This is a genomic window from Variovorax sp. YR634, from assembly GCF_900106655.1.
Taxonomy (GTDB): domain Bacteria; phylum Pseudomonadota; class Gammaproteobacteria; order Burkholderiales; family Burkholderiaceae_C; genus Variovorax.
Genome location: NZ_FNOL01000015.1, coordinates 145,427 through 159,242, shown reverse-complemented (window position 1 = coordinate 159,242; position 13,816 = coordinate 145,427). Strand labels below are relative to the sequence as shown.

Annotated in this window: 18 protein-coding genes; 4 read left to right on the top strand and 14 right to left on the bottom strand. The window is 66.6% G+C overall.

Going from position 1 to position 13,816, the window contains the following annotated elements; genetic code table 11:
• Positions 1-131: 131 nt before the first annotated feature.
• The 6 genes from BLV60_RS23200 to BLV60_RS23175 are packed head-to-tail and all read right to left on the bottom strand — an operon-like array spanning position 132 to position 5,259.
• On the bottom strand, positions 132-953 hold the full coding sequence (locus BLV60_RS23200) for a DNA alkylation repair protein (protein WP_093057637.1): 822 nt from the start codon (positions 951-953) through the stop codon (positions 132-134).
• 16 nt (positions 954-969) lie between these two features.
• A complete protein-coding gene (locus BLV60_RS23195) occupies positions 970-1,587 on the bottom strand; it encodes an SCO family protein (RefSeq protein WP_093057636.1) in 618 nt (205 codons plus the stop codon).
• A gap of 10 nt (positions 1,588-1,597) precedes the next feature.
• Positions 1,598-2,503 carry a heme o synthase gene (cyoE, locus tag BLV60_RS23190; protein ID WP_093057635.1) on the bottom strand — a complete coding sequence of 302 codons (906 nt, stop codon included), beginning with the start codon at positions 2,501-2,503 and terminating at the stop codon, positions 1,598-1,600.
• Positions 2,500-3,732, bottom strand: a complete 1,233-nt coding sequence (locus tag BLV60_RS23185) for a COX15/CtaA family protein (protein ID WP_093057634.1) — start codon at positions 3,730-3,732, stop codon at positions 2,500-2,502. Before BLV60_RS23185 ends, cyoE begins: the two co-directional genes overlap by 4 nt.
• Before the next feature lie 8 nt (positions 3,733-3,740).
• On the bottom strand, positions 3,741-4,421 hold the full coding sequence (locus BLV60_RS23180; RefSeq protein ID WP_093057633.1) for a hypothetical protein: 681 nt from the start codon (positions 4,419-4,421) through the stop codon (positions 3,741-3,743).
• Positions 4,408-5,259 (bottom strand): SURF1 family protein, encoded by an 852-nt coding sequence (locus BLV60_RS23175; RefSeq protein WP_093057632.1) that lies wholly within the window; start codon positions 5,257-5,259, stop codon positions 4,408-4,410. Before BLV60_RS23175 ends, BLV60_RS23180 begins: the two co-directional genes overlap by 14 nt.
• Positions 5,260-5,286: 27 nt before the next feature.
• Between BLV60_RS23175 and BLV60_RS23170 the strand changes: the two genes are divergently transcribed.
• Positions 5,287-5,517, top strand: coding sequence for a twin transmembrane helix small protein (locus tag BLV60_RS23170; RefSeq protein WP_093057631.1), 231 nt, complete (start codon positions 5,287-5,289; stop codon positions 5,515-5,517).
• A gap of 77 nt (positions 5,518-5,594) precedes the next feature.
• Here BLV60_RS23170 and BLV60_RS23165 read toward each other — a convergent pair whose 3' ends face one another.
• The 8 genes from BLV60_RS23165 to BLV60_RS23135 all read right to left on the bottom strand — a co-directional run bounded on the left by BLV60_RS23165 (position 5,595) and on the right by BLV60_RS23135 (position 12,132).
• A complete protein-coding gene (locus BLV60_RS23165) occupies positions 5,595-6,476 on the bottom strand; it encodes a cytochrome c oxidase subunit 3 (protein ID WP_093057630.1) in 882 nt (293 codons plus the stop codon).
• 73 nt (positions 6,477-6,549) lie between these two features.
• Positions 6,550-6,780, bottom strand: coding sequence for a DUF2970 domain-containing protein (locus BLV60_RS23160; RefSeq protein ID WP_093057629.1), 231 nt, complete (start codon positions 6,778-6,780; stop codon positions 6,550-6,552).
• Positions 6,777-7,403, bottom strand: a complete 627-nt coding sequence (locus BLV60_RS23155) for a cytochrome c oxidase assembly protein (protein ID WP_093057628.1) — start codon at positions 7,401-7,403, stop codon at positions 6,777-6,779. Before BLV60_RS23155 ends, BLV60_RS23160 begins: the two co-directional genes overlap by 4 nt.
• Positions 7,404-7,436: 33 nt before the next feature.
• On the bottom strand, positions 7,437-7,550 hold the full coding sequence (locus BLV60_RS34565; protein ID WP_019656111.1) for a cytochrome oxidase small assembly protein: 114 nt from the start codon (positions 7,548-7,550) through the stop codon (positions 7,437-7,439).
• A 27-nt stretch (positions 7,551-7,577) separates the two neighbouring features.
• The gene (gene ctaD, locus BLV60_RS23150) at positions 7,578-9,218 is read right to left on the bottom strand and encodes a cytochrome c oxidase subunit I (RefSeq protein WP_093057627.1); all 1,641 of its coding nucleotides are present in this window, start codon (positions 9,216-9,218) and stop codon (positions 7,578-7,580) included.
• A 46-nt stretch (positions 9,219-9,264) separates the two neighbouring features.
• Positions 9,265-10,443, bottom strand: a complete 1,179-nt coding sequence (gene coxB, locus BLV60_RS23145; protein ID WP_093057626.1) for a cytochrome c oxidase subunit II — start codon at positions 10,441-10,443, stop codon at positions 9,265-9,267.
• 61 nt (positions 10,444-10,504) lie between these two features.
• Positions 10,505-10,981: a DUF2244 domain-containing protein gene (locus BLV60_RS23140; RefSeq protein WP_093057649.1), complete on the bottom strand. Its 477-nt coding sequence runs from the start codon at positions 10,979-10,981 to the stop codon at positions 10,505-10,507.
• Between the two features lie 236 nt (positions 10,982-11,217).
• A complete protein-coding gene (locus tag BLV60_RS23135) occupies positions 11,218-12,132 on the bottom strand; it encodes a class I SAM-dependent methyltransferase (RefSeq protein ID WP_093057625.1) in 915 nt (304 codons plus the stop codon).
• Between the two features lie 23 nt (positions 12,133-12,155).
• Here BLV60_RS23135 and BLV60_RS23130 point away from each other — a divergent pair, with 23 nt between their 5' ends.
• The 3 genes from BLV60_RS23130 to BLV60_RS23120 all read left to right on the top strand — a co-directional run bounded on the left by BLV60_RS23130 (position 12,156) and on the right by BLV60_RS23120 (position 13,815).
• On the top strand, positions 12,156-12,899 hold the full coding sequence (locus BLV60_RS23130) for a ComF family protein (RefSeq protein ID WP_093057624.1): 744 nt from the start codon (positions 12,156-12,158) through the stop codon (positions 12,897-12,899).
• Positions 12,900-12,930: 31 nt separating this feature from the next.
• Complete coding sequence (gene trmL, locus BLV60_RS23125) at positions 12,931-13,392, top strand: tRNA (uridine(34)/cytosine(34)/5-carboxymethylaminomethyluridine(34)-2'-O)-methyltransferase TrmL (RefSeq protein ID WP_093057648.1); 462 nt, start codon at positions 12,931-12,933, stop codon at positions 13,390-13,392.
• Between the two features lie 126 nt (positions 13,393-13,518).
• On the top strand, positions 13,519-13,815 hold the full coding sequence (locus BLV60_RS23120; RefSeq protein ID WP_093057623.1) for a DUF4148 domain-containing protein: 297 nt from the start codon (positions 13,519-13,521) through the stop codon (positions 13,813-13,815).
• Position 13,816: the final 1 nt, after the last annotated feature.

The following is a 13,816-nucleotide window of genomic DNA, read 5'->3' as shown; positions in this document are numbered from 1 at the left end:
GCCAGCGTGTAGTCCCGCTGCGTGCGTTTGATGCCTGATTCCATTGACTCGCCTTTTCTGAGGGAAAAGGTGTCAACCCAGGTCAGGACGGGTCACCTCCAAGGAAAAAGCCCGGTATCTCCGGGCTTTTTTCATTTGGAAAGCGTTCGCATCGCCCGCTTCGCGATGTAGCGGGTTTCGGCCGTGTCCGACTCCGCCACCCACCGCGCGCAGAGCTTGTCGACCCACTCGCCCTGGCTCTTGCTCGCGTCGTTGAGCCAGTTCGCCACCGAGTTCTGCACATAGCGGCTGGGGTCGGCGCGCAGTGGTTCGATCAGCGGCAGCGCACGCCACGGCTCGGTCTTCAGCGCATCGATCTGCGCGCACCACACGCCGCGCGGACGCGTGAGCTCGCTGGCAAAGCGGCGGATGTTGGGGTCGGCGTCAAGCACCCACGGCTGCAGCAGTGCGAACGCTTCGTCGAGCGACTCGATGACCGCGTCGCGCACCGCCATCCATGCGATTTCCCGCACGCCGAAATGCGAGTCGGCGGCGAAGCGGCGCACCGCCTCCAGCTGCGCCGGCAGCGGCAGGCCCGAGAGCGTGACCCACTGCGCAGCCCAGCAGCGGGCCACGTCGCTTGCGTGCGTAGCCAGCCGGTGGGCGACGGCATCGCGCTCGCCATGCAGCGCCGTCAGGTCGTAGAGCGCACGCGCGATGTGCCCGTGCCGCTGCATCGGCTTGAAGGCGCTCAGCATCGCGATCGTGTCTGCCAGCCGTTCGCTCTGCGCATCGAGACCGATGTGCCCCGCCACGCTGCGCGCCAGCCGGGGCAGCTCCAGCGCCATGAATTCGTTGAGGTTGACGGTTTCGAGCAGCCCGTCGTTGAGGGCGCCCAGCACCTCGGGCGGGATCAGCGCGATACGGAAGGCCCCCTTGCGCCCTTTCAGGTGCTCGACCGAGCCGGCGTCCATGTGCCCGGAGCCCTTCTCAGGAAGCCAGCAGCGTCTTCAGGTCGGACACCATCGACGGCACGCCGGCGCCGTAGCGCGCATAGAGCCGCAGCCGCCCCTGCGTGTCGTAGACGTAGCTGGCGGCCGAGTGGTCCATCGAATAGCTGGTCGGCGTCTTGCCGTCGACCTTCTTGTAGTAGACCTTGTAGTCCTTCGCGAGCGCGACCAGCTCGTCGGCCGTCGGGATCAGCGCGACGAAGCTCGGGTCGAACGCGCCCATGTAGGCCTTAAGCACCTCGGCCGTGTCCCGCGCGGGGTCGACCGTGACGAACAGCACCTGCAGCTTGTCGCCGTCCTTGCCGAGTTGCTGCTTAACCTGCGCCATCTCGGTCATCGTGGTCGGGCAGACGTCGGGGCATTGCGCGTAGCCGAAGAACAGCACGACCACCTTGCCCTTGAAGTCGGCCATGGTGCGGACCTTGCCGTCCGCGTCCTTCAGCGAGAAGTCCTTGGCGTAGTCGGCACCGGTGATGTCGACCGCAGTGAAGCTTTGCTTGGTCTCGCTGCAGGCCGAGAGGCCCAGGCCGAGGGTGGCGGTCACGCCCACCCAGCCGGCGCCCGCGGCAATCAGTCGAAGAGCGTTGCGCTTGTTCATGGAAACGTGGTCAGTGAATGTAGTGATCGACGAGCAGCGCCAGGAACAGCACGCTCAGGTGGATCAGCGAAAAGCGGAAGGTCTTGCGCGCCAACGTGTCGGAGTAGTTGCGCCACAGCGCGAACGCATAACCGGTGAAGCCGATGCTCACGGCAACGGCAACCGCCAGGTACAGCCAGCCGCTCATGCCGTAGATGAAGGGCATCAGGCAGGCCGCGAACAAGATGAAGGTGTAGAGCAGCACCTGCAGCCGCGTGAACTCGTTGCCGTGCGTGACGGGCAGCATCGGCAGGCCGGCCTTGCGGTAGTCCTCGACGCGGTAGAGCGCCAGCGCCCAGAAGTGCGGCGGCGTCCACAGGAAGATGATGAGGAAAAGAATCAGCGCCTCGGGCCCCACGTCGCCCGTCATCGCGGCCCAGCCCAGCACCGGCGGCATCGCGCCCGACGCACCGCCGATCACGATGTTCTGCGGCGTCAACGGCTTGAGGATCACGGTGTAGATCACCGCGTAGCCGACGAAGGTGGCAAAGGTCAGCCACATGGTGAGCGGATTGACCGTGAACCACAGCAGCACCGAGCCGGCAGCGCACAGCAGCGCCGAGAAAATCAGCGCCTGCAGATCGCTGAGCTGCCCGCGCGCCGTGGGGCGCCAGGCGGTGCGCTTCATCTTGGCGTCGATGCCCTTCTCGACCAGGCAGTTGAACGCCGCCGCTGCACCCGCCACCAGCCAGATGCCGATGCAGGCCAGCACGGCGCGCTGCACATCGGCCCACGAAGGCAGGCCGGGCACGGCCAGCACCATGCCGATCAACGCGCAGAACACGATCAGCTGCACCACGCGCGGCTTGGTCAGCGCGTAGAACTGGCGCAGCACATTCGCGGTACTGGTTTGCTGAACGGGGATCGGGGTGCTCACGCGGCGGCCTTCCTTTGATTGTTGTTGTGACCTGGTGCATTGTCACTGGCGCGCGCAGTCTGCGCCGCCAGGTCGCGCCGGCTCTCGCACAGGGCCCAGGTGAGCACAACGGCCAGCGCTGCGGCGCCGCCGGTATGAAGCACGGCCGCGGCCAACGGCCAGCCGAGCAGTACGTTGCCAAGGCCCGTGGCCAGCTGAAGCAGCGCCAGGCCCGCAAGCCATCGCGCCTGCGGGCGGAGTGTCTCGATGCGGCGCAGGCGCCATGCCAGCACGCCGAGCGCGACGAACACGGCATAGGCCATCAGCCGATGCGCGTAGTGAATCGCGGTGAGCGCGGAAAAATCGAGCGGCTGGCCTTCGCCGGTCACGCCGAGGTGACGCCAGATTTCGAAGCCCTGCGCGAAATTCATGGCTGGCCACCAGCTGTCCTGGCAGGTCGGGAACTGCGTGCAGGCCAGCACCGCGTAGTTGGTGCTGACCCAGCCGCCGAGCGCGATCTGCAGCACGAGCAGGACGGTGGTTGCGATCAGTCCGTTGCGCAGCGCGGGCGACACGGCCGTGGGCAGTCGCTGCGCCGCGCTCTGCTGGTAGCGCACCGCTTGGATGCACAGTAGCGCCAGCAGCACGATGGCGCCCATCAAATGCGTGGTGACGATGGCCGGGAACAGCTTCCAGGTGACGGTGAGCGCGCCGAATGCGCCTTGCAAGCTCACGCCAACGAGCGTCGCCGTCGGCCACCAAGGATTCAGCACAACTTGCGCGATGGCAGGCGGAGGCTGCGGCGCGTTGCCGGCCTTGGGCCCGATGGAAGGCCACCAGCGCACCAGCCAGGTCGCCAGGGCCAGCACGAGGATCAGCACGCCGACACCCGTTGCCAGGTAGCGGTGAACCATCTCGACCCAGGCCTTGCTGTGCGTCACCGGGCCGGTCGGCTGTGCGGCTTGCGCCATCGCGATCTCGTGGCGTGCGCCGGCCGGGCTGGCATTGCCGTAGCAGCCGGGCCAGTCGGGGCAGCCCAGGCCCGAATCGGTGAGCCGCGTGAAGGCGCCGAACAGCGTGAGATCGAAAGTGAGAAACAGCGTGAGCACGGTCAGCGCATGCAGCCGCCGCGCCGGGCCTGCGCCCGCGTTGCGGCGCCACACCCACACCAGCGGGCCGAGCGCGATCAGCACGCCGGCGGCCATGAGCCAGGCGATGGGCTTCAGATCGTAGAGCGAGCTCGTGTCCATGCGAGGTTTCAGCGGCCCGGTTCGTCCCACGACGCCGAGGCGCGCAGCAGGCGATCGAGGTCGCGCTTGGCGCGGCCGGCGCCGGCGGCGTCCATGCGGGCGGGGAAACGCATCATCCAGTTGCCCATCGGGTCGACCACGTACAGGTGTTCGGCCAGCGAGTGGCCCTGCACAGGCGCGAGCCACTTGGCCAGTTGGTCGGCCGGCACGCGCAGCACGGTGGCGCCGTGCAGGCCGTTGTTCAGGCGCTCAGGCACGGGAGCGGCGTCGCTCACGAGCCAGACGCGGTCCATGCGGTCTTTCTCGCGGCCCAGGCTTTCGCGCAACTGCCGCTGCAGGTAGAGCTGCTGCTCGCACAGCGCGTCGCAGGCCGCATCGGCCACGGCCACCAGCAGCCATTGGCCCTTGAGCGTGGCGAAGTCGACCGGTGCGCCGTTGCGGTCGGTGGCGATCAGCTTCGGCAGCTCGTGCTGCGGATCGATCAGCTCGCCATAGACGCTGCGGCCTTCGGGCCGGATCACGTAGTAGGTGAAGTACGAGGCAATGACCGGCGCCGCGCACATCAGCATCACGGCGATCATCTTCCAGCGCCCGACGACCGTGCGCCGGCCCTCTGCACCGTCGAGCGCCTGGTTGGGCGACGGCATCGAATGCACCGTCAGGCCCAGCGGCTCGTCAGAAGCGGCCATCGCGTGCGCGGCGCCGTGAGCGGCGGAAGGGTGTGATGAATTGGAACCAGACATAGAGGATGACGACGAGGGCCGACAGGCCGAACCACTGGAATGCGTAACCGTAGTGCCTCTCCAGGCCCAGCGCCGGGGCCGGCCAGTCGCGCTGCAGGCCCTCGGAAGCCGGTCCGCTCTGCTGCAGCGACACGTCGGTGCGCAGCGGCAGTTTGGTCTCGGCACGGAAGGCCTCCAGGTCGAGATTTTGCCGGATGGGCGAATACCCTTCGGCGGCCTGTGCCGGGGCGGCCGGCGCGGAGGCTGCCGTGGCGGGCGCAGAGGCGGCGGGCACGGGCGTCGGTGCGGACGTGCCCAGCTCCAGCAGATGGCTCGGCGGCGGCTCGATCAGGCCCGTGACCTCGACGATGCCGGCTGGCGTCTCGACCGCACCCAGCTGCGTGCGATCGACGAAATTGCGCTGGATCCAGCCGCGCTGCACCATCACCGCCTGCTCGGTGCCTTCGAGGGCGAAGGGCGTCAGCACGTAGAAGCCGGGCGTGCCGTGCATCTGGCGGTTGTCGAGGTACACGGTCTGCGTTGGCAGCCAGAGCCCGCGCAGGCGCACCGGACGGTGCAGCGAGTCGGAGGCTTTCTCCAGCGCCAGGAATTCGGCCTGGGTCAACGCCGGCTTGAGCTTCTGGGCGTCGATGTCGGCCTGCAGCGCTTCCTTCTGCGCGGCGCGCGAGAGCTGCCAGCGGCCTAGCGAAACGGTGGCCGCCACGGTCAGCACGGCGGCGATGGTGATCAGCCAGAAACGGCCCGGACGGCGCCGGTCTTCGGAATACAAGGGTTCGGGGGTCACTGGAGAGAACGGGGCGTGCGGCCGATAATGCGGGTCATGAAATATTTCGTCGCCCTGGTGTTCCTGGGCATCTTCGCGAGCCTCGCGTTCGCCCTGTACTTCATGCTGAAGGACGGGCGCAACGGGCGCGCCAAGAGCGGCGGCATGGCGCGAGCGCTCACCTTTCGGATCGGCCTGTCGGTGTTTTTGTTCCTCTGCATGCTGCTCGCCTGGAAACTCGGCTACATCCAGCCCACCGGACTCCCGCTCGGCAAGTAGATGGTGCTCGTTCCACGAGAACCACGAAAAAGGCGCCTTACGGCGCCTTTTTCGTGGAATGCCGCGAGGTTCTTCGCTCAAAGCCAATAGACCAGCATGTAGAGGCCGAGCCAGACCACGTCCACGAAGTGCCAGTACCAGGCCGCGCCTTCGAAGCCGAAGTGGCGCTCCGGCGTGAAGTGGCCCTTGCGCAGGCGCAGCGTGATGAACAGCAGCATCAGCATGCCGATGAACACGTGCAGGCCGTGGAAGCCCGTCAGCATGAAGAAAGTCGAACCGTAGGTGCCCGAGCTGAGCTTGAGGTTCAGTTCGGTGTACAGGTGGTGGTACTCGTAGCCCTGCACGCCCAGGAAGATCATGCCGAGCAGCACGGTGAGCCACATGAAACGGATCGTTTGTGCACGGTGGCCGGCACGCAGCGCATGGTGGGCAATGGTGAGCGTCACGCCCGAGCTCAGCAGCAGCGCGGTGTTGATCGTGGGCAGCCAGAACGGGCCGACGGTCTGGAAGGGCTCGACGATGCCGGCCGGCGAAGCGGTCGCGCCTGCGGCGACGCTGGGCCACACAGCCTTGAAGTCGGGCCAGAGGATCGCGTTGTCCAGGCTGCCGAGCGCGGGCAGCGAATGGGTGCGGGCCCACCACAGCGCGGTGAAGAACGCGCCGAAGAACATCACTTCCGAGAAGATGAACCAGCTCATGCTCCAGCGGAACGAGAGGTCGACCTTGTGACCGTACTGGCCGCTCTCGCTTTCGCCGATGGCGGTGCGGAACCACACGAACAGCGTGCCGAGCCAGATCACCATGCCCGCCAGCAGGGACCACGCGCCCCACTCGTGGCCATTGATCCATTGCGCGGCACCCAGGATCACGAAGAACAGGCCGATCGCGGCCGAGACCGGATAGGCCGACGGTCCGGGCACGAAGTAGTAGGGCGTGGTGCCGTGGGTGGTTGAACTCATATCAGCTCCTGGCTTTCTTTCTTCTCTCGATTCAATGGATTCTGCTTGCTGTCGCGGAATGCTTTTTCGTCAGTCAGGCTGCGGCCGATGCGACCACATGGCGCACCAGCAGCACCAGCGCGACCACGAAGACGATCACGGCCACGAACGCCACCGCGATGATGTGCAGCGGGTTCAGCTTGCCCAGGTCTTCCTGGTAGGCGCTGTTCTTGCGCACGCCGAAGAACGACCAGCCCACCGCCTTCACTGTGTCCCACAGCGAAGCCTTCGGCCGGGGCCTTGGCTGGTTCTGCGGATCGGTCACGAGCGCGGCTCATTGGCGGTGTTCGAAACGGCCGCCACAGGCGCCGCGGGTGTCTTGCCGCCCACTTCGAAGAAGGTGTACGACAGCGTGATGGTCTTCACGTCTTTGGAAATCTTGGGGTCGATCACGAACGCGACCGGCCACTGCTTCTTCTCGCCCGGATCGAGCGTGTACTGGTTGAAGCAGAAGCACTCGAGCTTGTTGAAGTACGGCGCGGCCTGCTGCGGCGCGTAGCTCGGAATGGCCTGCGCGGCCATCCGGCGGTTCTGCACGTTCTGGAACTCGTACATCACCGTGTTGAGCTGGCCCGGGTGCACCTGGATGGTCCGCTCCGCGGGCTTGAAGTCCCAGAGGCCGCCGCGCACGTTGGAGTCGAACTCGACCGTGATGGTGCGGGTCATGTCGACCTGCGTGTTGTCGGGCACGCGCACGTTCTTGCCGCCGCTGGCACCGCCCGGCACCTCGAGCTCGGAGAGCGCGAGGATGTTGATGCCGGTCATCTCGCAGATGGCGCGGTACATCGGCACCAGCGCATAGCCGAACGCGAACATGCCGCAGGCCACGACGGCCAGCTTGCCGACCATGCGGACATTGGCGCGGCGGATGCGTGGACCGAGGCTCATGCGTGTGCTCCCGTTCGTTGCGTGGGTGGCGGTTCAGCGGCCGCTGAACCAGACCATGCGAACGATGAAGCCGATGAAGAACACCACCGCGATGGAAGCCAGCGTGAGCCCCATGCGACGGTTGTTCCTTTTCTGTTCGGGTGTCATCGTGCTTTCGATTCAGTCACCGGGTGATCAGCCGATCACCTTGGTGGCGGTCGCGTCGAGCTTGGGCGGGTTCTCGAAGGTATGGAACGGTGCCGGCGAAGGCACTTCCCATTCGAGGCCCTCGGCGCCTTCCCACGGCTTCTGCGTGGCCTTCTCGCCCTTGCCGCGCATGGTGGGCAGCACGATGAAGAGGAAGAAGTACACCTGAGCGAAGCCGAAGAAGAAGGCACCGACCGAAGCCACCGCGTTGAAGTCAGCAAACTGCATCGGGTAGTCGGCATAGCGCCGCGGCATGCCGGCCAGGCCCAGGAAGTGCATCGGGAAGAAGGTCACGTTGAACGAGATCAGCGACCACCAGAAGTGCACCTTGCCGCGCGTTTCGTTGTACATCACGCCGGTCCACTTGGGCACCCAGTAGTAGAAGCCCGAGAACATGGCGAACAGCGAGCCGGCCACCAGCACGTAGTGGAAGTGGGCCACCACGTAGTAGGTGTCCTGCAGCTGCGTGTCGATCGGCGCAACGGCCAGGATCAGGCCGGTGAAGCCGCCCATCGTGAACACGAAGATGAAGCCGACCGCGAACAGCATGGGCGTCTCGAAGGTCATCGAGCCCTGCCACATGGTCGCGATCCAGTTGAAGATCTTCACGGCCGTAGGCACCGCGATCAGCATGGTCGCGTACATGAAGAACAGCTGGCCGGTGAGCGGCATGCCGGTCGTGAACATGTGGTGCGCCCACACGATGAACGACAGGATGGCAATCGACGAGGTGGCGTACACCATCGAGGCATAGCCGAACAGGCGCTTGCGGGCAAAGGCCGGCACCACCTGGCTGATGATGCCGAAGGCCGGCAAGATCATGATGTAGACCTCGGGGTGGCCGAAGAACCAGAAGATGTGCTGGTACATCACCGGGTCGCCGCCGCCTGCGGGGTTGAAGAAGCTGGTGCCGAAGTGGCGGTCGGTCAGCGTCATCGTGATGGCGCCGGCGAGCACGGGCATCACGGCGATCAGCAGGTAGGCGGTGATGAGCCAGGTCCAGCAGAACATCGGCATCTTCATCAGCGTCATGCCGGGGGCGCGCATGTTGAGGATGGTCACGATGATGTTGATCGAACCCATGATCGACGAGGCGCCCATGATGTGCATCGCGAAGATGCCGGCGTCCATCGAGGGGCCCATCTGCAGCGTGAGCGGCGCGTACAGCGTCCAGCCGGCAGCGGGTGCGCCGCCGGGCATGAAGAACGAGCCCACCAGCATCAGCGCCGCCGGGATCAGCAGCCAGAAGCTGAAGTTGTTCATGCGCGCGAACGCCATGTCGGAGGCGCCCACCTGCAGCGGGATCATCCAGTTCGCGAAGCCCACGAAGGCCGGCATGATGGCGCCGAACACCATGATCAGGCCGTGCATGGTGGTGAACTGGTTGAACAGCTCGGGGTTCACCAGCTGCAGGCCGGGCTGGAACAGCTCGGCGCGGATCAGCAGCGCGAGCACGCCGCCCACCATCAGCATCGTGAAGCTGAACAGCAGGTAGAGCGTGCCGATGTCCTTGTGGTTGGTCGCGAACACCCAGCGGCGCCAGCCGGTGGGCGCATGGTGATCGTGATGCTCGTCGTGTGCGTGGTCGCCGGGGACTGCGTGACCGTGGGGGTCGAGGACTGCACTCATTTCGTTGTTCCTTGCAATTTCTTCGTCGCGGGGCGCTGCTGCCGCATCACTTGGCGCGCAGGGCCAGCACTTCGGCCGGCTGCACCAGCTGGCCCGTCTTGTTCGACCAGCTGTTCTTGGTGTACGTGGCCACTGCCGCGAGATCGGTATCGCTCAGCTGCTTCCAGGAGGGCATCGCGCCGTTGTTCTGGCCGGTGAGCAGCACCGTCAGCTGGATCTTGTGATCGGCGTCGGTCACCTTCGGGGAGCCGTCGAGCGGCTTGATCGGGCCAGCGCCCTTGCCGTTGGCCTGGTGGCAGGCGGCGCAGTTGGCGGCGTAGACCTTCTCGCCGCGCACCAGCATGTCGGGCAGCGCCCAGACCTTGGTCGGGTCGTCGAGCTTGGCGGCGGCTTCCTTGCGCTTGGCTGCCACCCAGGTCGTGTAGTCGGCCGACGAGACCACCTTCACGTGGATGGGCATGTAGGCGTGTTCCTTGCCGCACAGCTCCTGGCACTGGCCGTAGTAGTCGCCCTCGGTCTCTGCGCGGAACCAGGTGTCGCGCACGAAGCCGGGGATCGCGTCCTGCTTGAGGCCCAGCTGCGGCACGGCGAAGGCGTGGATCACGTCGTTCGCGGTGGTGATGATGCGGATCTTCTTGTTGACCGGCACCACCAGCGGGTTGTCGACCTTGAGCAGGTAGTCGTCGGGCATCGCGCCCTTGGCGCCTGCGTCGGACATGGCGCGCTGCGAGCTGTCGAGCGTGGAGATGAAGGCCAGGCCCTCGCCTTCGCCGTTCAGGTAGTCGTAGCCCCACTTCCACTGGTAGCCCGTGGTCTTGATCGTGAGGTCGGCGTTGGTGGTGTCCTTCTGGGCCACCAGCACCTTGGTGGCGGGCAGCGCCATCACGATCACGATGAGGAAGGGCACGATGGTCCAGATGACTTCGACCACCACCGATTCATGGAAGTTGGCCGCCTTGTGGCCGACCGACTTGCGGTGCTTCCAGATCGAATAGAACATGACCGCGAACACGGCGACGAAGATGACCGTGCACAGGATCATCATGATCGTGTGGAGCAGATGCTGCTCCTGCGCGATCTTGGTCACGCCGACCGGAAGATTCAACTGGCGCACCGAGGGGCCGCCGGGCAGATCGTTGACTGCGTGCGCCGCGCTGCTGAAAGCCGCGCCGGCCGCCAGCAACAGATTCGCCGGCCTGTACTTATTGCGCCAAATGCTCTTCATCGTGTTCACGTTTCTTCAATTTTTTCGACAAACCCAACCGTGCAGCACTGCGCGAGCCCCCTCAGGCGCCACGCAACGCCATGCGAATCTCGCGGGCCAACGCCGCACGCAACTCCGGGCGTACATAGCGCCCCACCCTGACCGATCGACCCTGCCCCGAGACCTCGATCAGCGAGCGATCGCCGGTCTGGGGTTCGATCCGCACCTGGTGCGGAAGAAATTCCGTGCGTTCGTAGTGCCCGCCGTTCTCGAGCTCCACGACGAGCCGCCCTTCCTGCAGCGCGATCTTTTCGCCGTCGGTCGCATGCCGTGCATAGACCATGAACGCAAATCCGACAGCGGCCAGCTCGAGCCAGGCGAAAGGCAGTACCAGCGGCGCACCGTGCAGCCAGAACAGGGTGCCGATGCCGAGCGATACCACGCACAGCGAGGCGTAGAGCCAGCCCAGCTGGCTCGGCGTCACCGAGCAATTTCGCTTCAGGAACCAGTGGATGCTCTGGCCTGAAACGGTGGCAAATCGAAACACGGAATTCGACACGGGCGAGTTCAGCAAATCGGTGCGTCGACGGTCGCCAAACCCCTCGTACAAACAGGATTCGACACCCCTCGATCGCGGGACAATACCCGCGAGTTTCACGCAACGGCGGATTGTAGCGGGTAGATATCTGCGCCCGAGTGCCCTATGGGACGCCTACGGGTCACTACTAGTAGGCAAAAAACGGCTCGTGCGCCAAGCGTTTTTGCCGAGCAATCAACAGGCGATCGAACGGGCGATCAAGCGCCCGGACGACCCCGTTGCAGCATCGAGCGCATCTCGCGCAGCGACACCGCGCTTTCGGCCGACAACGACACGCGCGGCGCCGGCTTGAACGCGTGGCCGTAGATGACCTCGAAGGTCAGCGCGATGCGCCCGCCGCCTTCTTCGGCCGGCGCGAGCTCGGGTAGCGCCTTCTTCAATGACTGGTGCCAGGCCTTGCCGCGCAGCGCCGCAAAGCGCGACGGGTGCAGGTTGCGGCCCAGCGTGCGCAGCTCGGCCAGCGCTGCCTCGGGCGTGGCCCAGGTCAGCACGATGCGCTCCATGTCCATCACGGGTTCGGCGAAGCCGGCGTGCACCAGCATGTCGCCCCAGTCGTGCATGTCGGTGAACTCATGGCCCGCGGCCGGCCAGCCGAGGCGGGCATGCAGTGCGCGCAGCTCTCGCACCGTATCGGGCCCGAGGCAGGAGAACATGAGAAAGCCGTCTGTCGCCACCAGCTTGTGCCAGTGCGAAATGAGCGCTTCGGGGTCGGCCGCCATGTGCAGCGACATGTTGGCCCAGAGCAGGTCGACGCCGTCTTCGGGCGGTGCGTCGAAGCGCGCCTTGCCGGCTTGCCAGCGGCGCGCGCTCCACCACGGCGCGCTCAGCGCCTGGCCGGTTGCGGCGGCCAGCCCGGGCTCGGGTTCGATCACGAAAGAAGCGGCGTCCTTGTAGCGGCGAGCGACGAGCTCGTGCGCCTCGAGGCCGCTACGCAGCGGCGCCCAGTCGGCCCAGGTGCGGGGCTGGGCCTTGATCCATTGCAGCCGGTCTTCCATGCGGCGGCCGATTTCCTCGTGCAGCCAGGGGGAGCCGTCGGCAGGCGCAAGCCGGCGCCAGCGGGCCGCCGCCGTGGCATCGATGGTCGGCGGTCGTTGTGAGGGGTCGGTGGCCATGGGGCCGTGAGTATATTGAGGCAATGCTCAGCCATCGGGCCCTGTGGCCTTTCCTGCCTTTCAGGCCTCTCGGGGCCTTCACTTCGCTGCTTGCGCGGCTGCCCAGCCAGTGCGCGGTCTGCCGCGCCTGGCCTTCGCGCCCGGTGTGCGATGCCTGCGTGGCCCGCTTCGCACCGCCCACCGCGCGATGCGGCAGCTGCGCCCTGCCCGTGCCCGAGGGCGTGAGCCGCTGCGGCGATTGCGTGAAGCACCCGCCGCCGCTGGACGCCTGCCTCGCGGCCTGCACCTACGCGTGGCCGTGGCCGGACGCCATCGCAGCCTTCAAGTTCCGTGGCGAGGCAGGCTGGGCCGGGCCGTTCGCCACGCTGCTGCGCAGCGCGCCCTGGGTAGAGCCGGCTCTGGAGGCCTGCGACGTCGTGCTGCCGATGCCGCTGGCACCCGGCCGGCTGCGCGAACGCGGTTTCAACCAGGCGCACGAGCTGGCACGGCGGCTGGCACCTTCCAAGACTGACGCCACCCTGCTCCTGCGCACCCGCGAGACGCCCGCCCAGAGCGGCCTTTCGCGCGCGGACCGATTACGCAACCTGCGCGGCGCCTTCGCGGTGGAACCGATGCGCGCTGAAAAGCTGCGCGGCCGGCGCCTCGTGCTGGTCGACGACGTGATGACCAGCGGCGCCTCGCTGTTCACGGCCGCCGAGGTGCTGCGGCTGGCTGGTGCGGCCCACATCACCGCCGTCGTGCTGGCCCGGACCGATCCGCCGCGCTGAGCCTTCGATGCGGCGCGCCGACAATGGGCGCATGTTCCATATCGTCCTGGTCCACCCCGAAATCCCGCCGAACACCGGCAACGTGATCCGGCTCGCAGCCAACACCGGCTGCACGCTGCACCTGGTCGAGCCGCTGGGCTTTTCGATGGACGACCGCCTGCTGCGCCGCGCCGGGCTCGACTATCACGAGTACGCCGAGGTCAAGCGCCATGCCGACTGGCAGGCCCTGCTCGCCGCCGAGCAGCCTGCCGCCGATCGCATGTTCGCCCTCACCACGCGCGGCACGCGGGCCGTGCACGACGTGCGCTTCCAGCCCGGCGACTGGCTGGTGTTCGGCTCGGAGACCAGCGGCCTGCCGCCCGCCGTGCGCGACAGCTTCGCCGAGCCGCAGCGCTTGCGGCTGCCGATGCGCGAAGGGCAGCGCAGCCTGAACCTCTCGAATGCGGTGGCCGTGACGGTGTTCGAGGCCTGGCGGCAGAACGGCTTCGGCTGAAGCGGTCGCCCCTTCGAACATCAGGGGCACATCCGATCGGCAAGACGCGCCGTATGGAAGACATGCCGGCCGCAAAAGCGACCCGGCATCTGGTCCATCCACCGCCTTGCCCCAAGGAGTCTTGCCATGAATGCCATCAAGTCGATTGCCTTTTCCGCCTTCGCCACGCTCGCCCTCGCCAGCAGCGCCCAGGCCTTCCAGGGTGAACAGAACCCGCTGCCGCCCGCGCCTTTCCAGTCGACGCTGTCGCGCGCGCAAGTGCAGGCCGAAGCACGCCAGCCGCTGCAGATCAGCAACGGCGGCACCGGCGTGCAGCAGGCCAGGAGCGGCAACGTCGACCGCAACGCGGTGCGCGCCAACGCGCGGAGCATCACCCGCCAGGGCGCCGCGGCCTACGGCGAAGTGACCGACCGCCGGATGTAAG

Coding starts and splice junctions, on each gene's coding strand:
- coxB (WP_093057626.1), bottom strand. CDS start 10,443: ATGAAGAGCATTTGGCGCAATAAGTACAGGCCGGCGAATCTGTTGCTG.
- BLV60_RS23155 (WP_093057628.1), bottom strand. CDS start 7,403: ATGAGCCTCGGTCCACGCATCCGCCGCGCCAATGTCCGCATGGTCGGC.
- BLV60_RS34565 (WP_019656111.1), bottom strand. CDS start 7,550: ATGACACCCGAACAGAAAAGGAACAACCGTCGCATGGGGCTCACGCTG.
- BLV60_RS23165 (WP_093057630.1), bottom strand. CDS start 6,476: ATGAGTTCAACCACCCACGGCACCACGCCCTACTACTTCGTGCCCGGA.
- BLV60_RS23195 (WP_093057636.1), bottom strand. CDS start 1,587: ATGAACAAGCGCAACGCTCTTCGACTGATTGCCGCGGGCGCCGGCTGG.
- BLV60_RS23170 (WP_093057631.1), top strand. CDS start 5,287: ATGCGGGTCATGAAATATTTCGTCGCCCTGGTGTTCCTGGGCATCTTC.
- BLV60_RS23185 (WP_093057634.1), bottom strand. CDS start 3,732: ATGGACACGAGCTCGCTCTACGATCTGAAGCCCATCGCCTGGCTCATG.
- BLV60_RS23120 (WP_093057623.1), top strand. CDS start 13,519: ATGAATGCCATCAAGTCGATTGCCTTTTCCGCCTTCGCCACGCTCGCC.
- trmL (WP_093057648.1), top strand. CDS start 12,931: ATGTTCCATATCGTCCTGGTCCACCCCGAAATCCCGCCGAACACCGGC.
- ctaD (WP_093057627.1), bottom strand. CDS start 9,218: ATGAGTGCAGTCCTCGACCCCCACGGTCACGCAGTCCCCGGCGACCAC.
- BLV60_RS23130 (WP_093057624.1), top strand. CDS start 12,156: ATGCTCAGCCATCGGGCCCTGTGGCCTTTCCTGCCTTTCAGGCCTCTC.
- BLV60_RS23135 (WP_093057625.1), bottom strand. CDS start 12,132: ATGGCCACCGACCCCTCACAACGACCGCCGACCATCGATGCCACGGCG.
- BLV60_RS23200 (WP_093057637.1), bottom strand. CDS start 953: ATGGACGCCGGCTCGGTCGAGCACCTGAAAGGGCGCAAGGGGGCCTTC.
- BLV60_RS23180 (WP_093057633.1), bottom strand. CDS start 4,421: ATGGCCGCTTCTGACGAGCCGCTGGGCCTGACGGTGCATTCGATGCCG.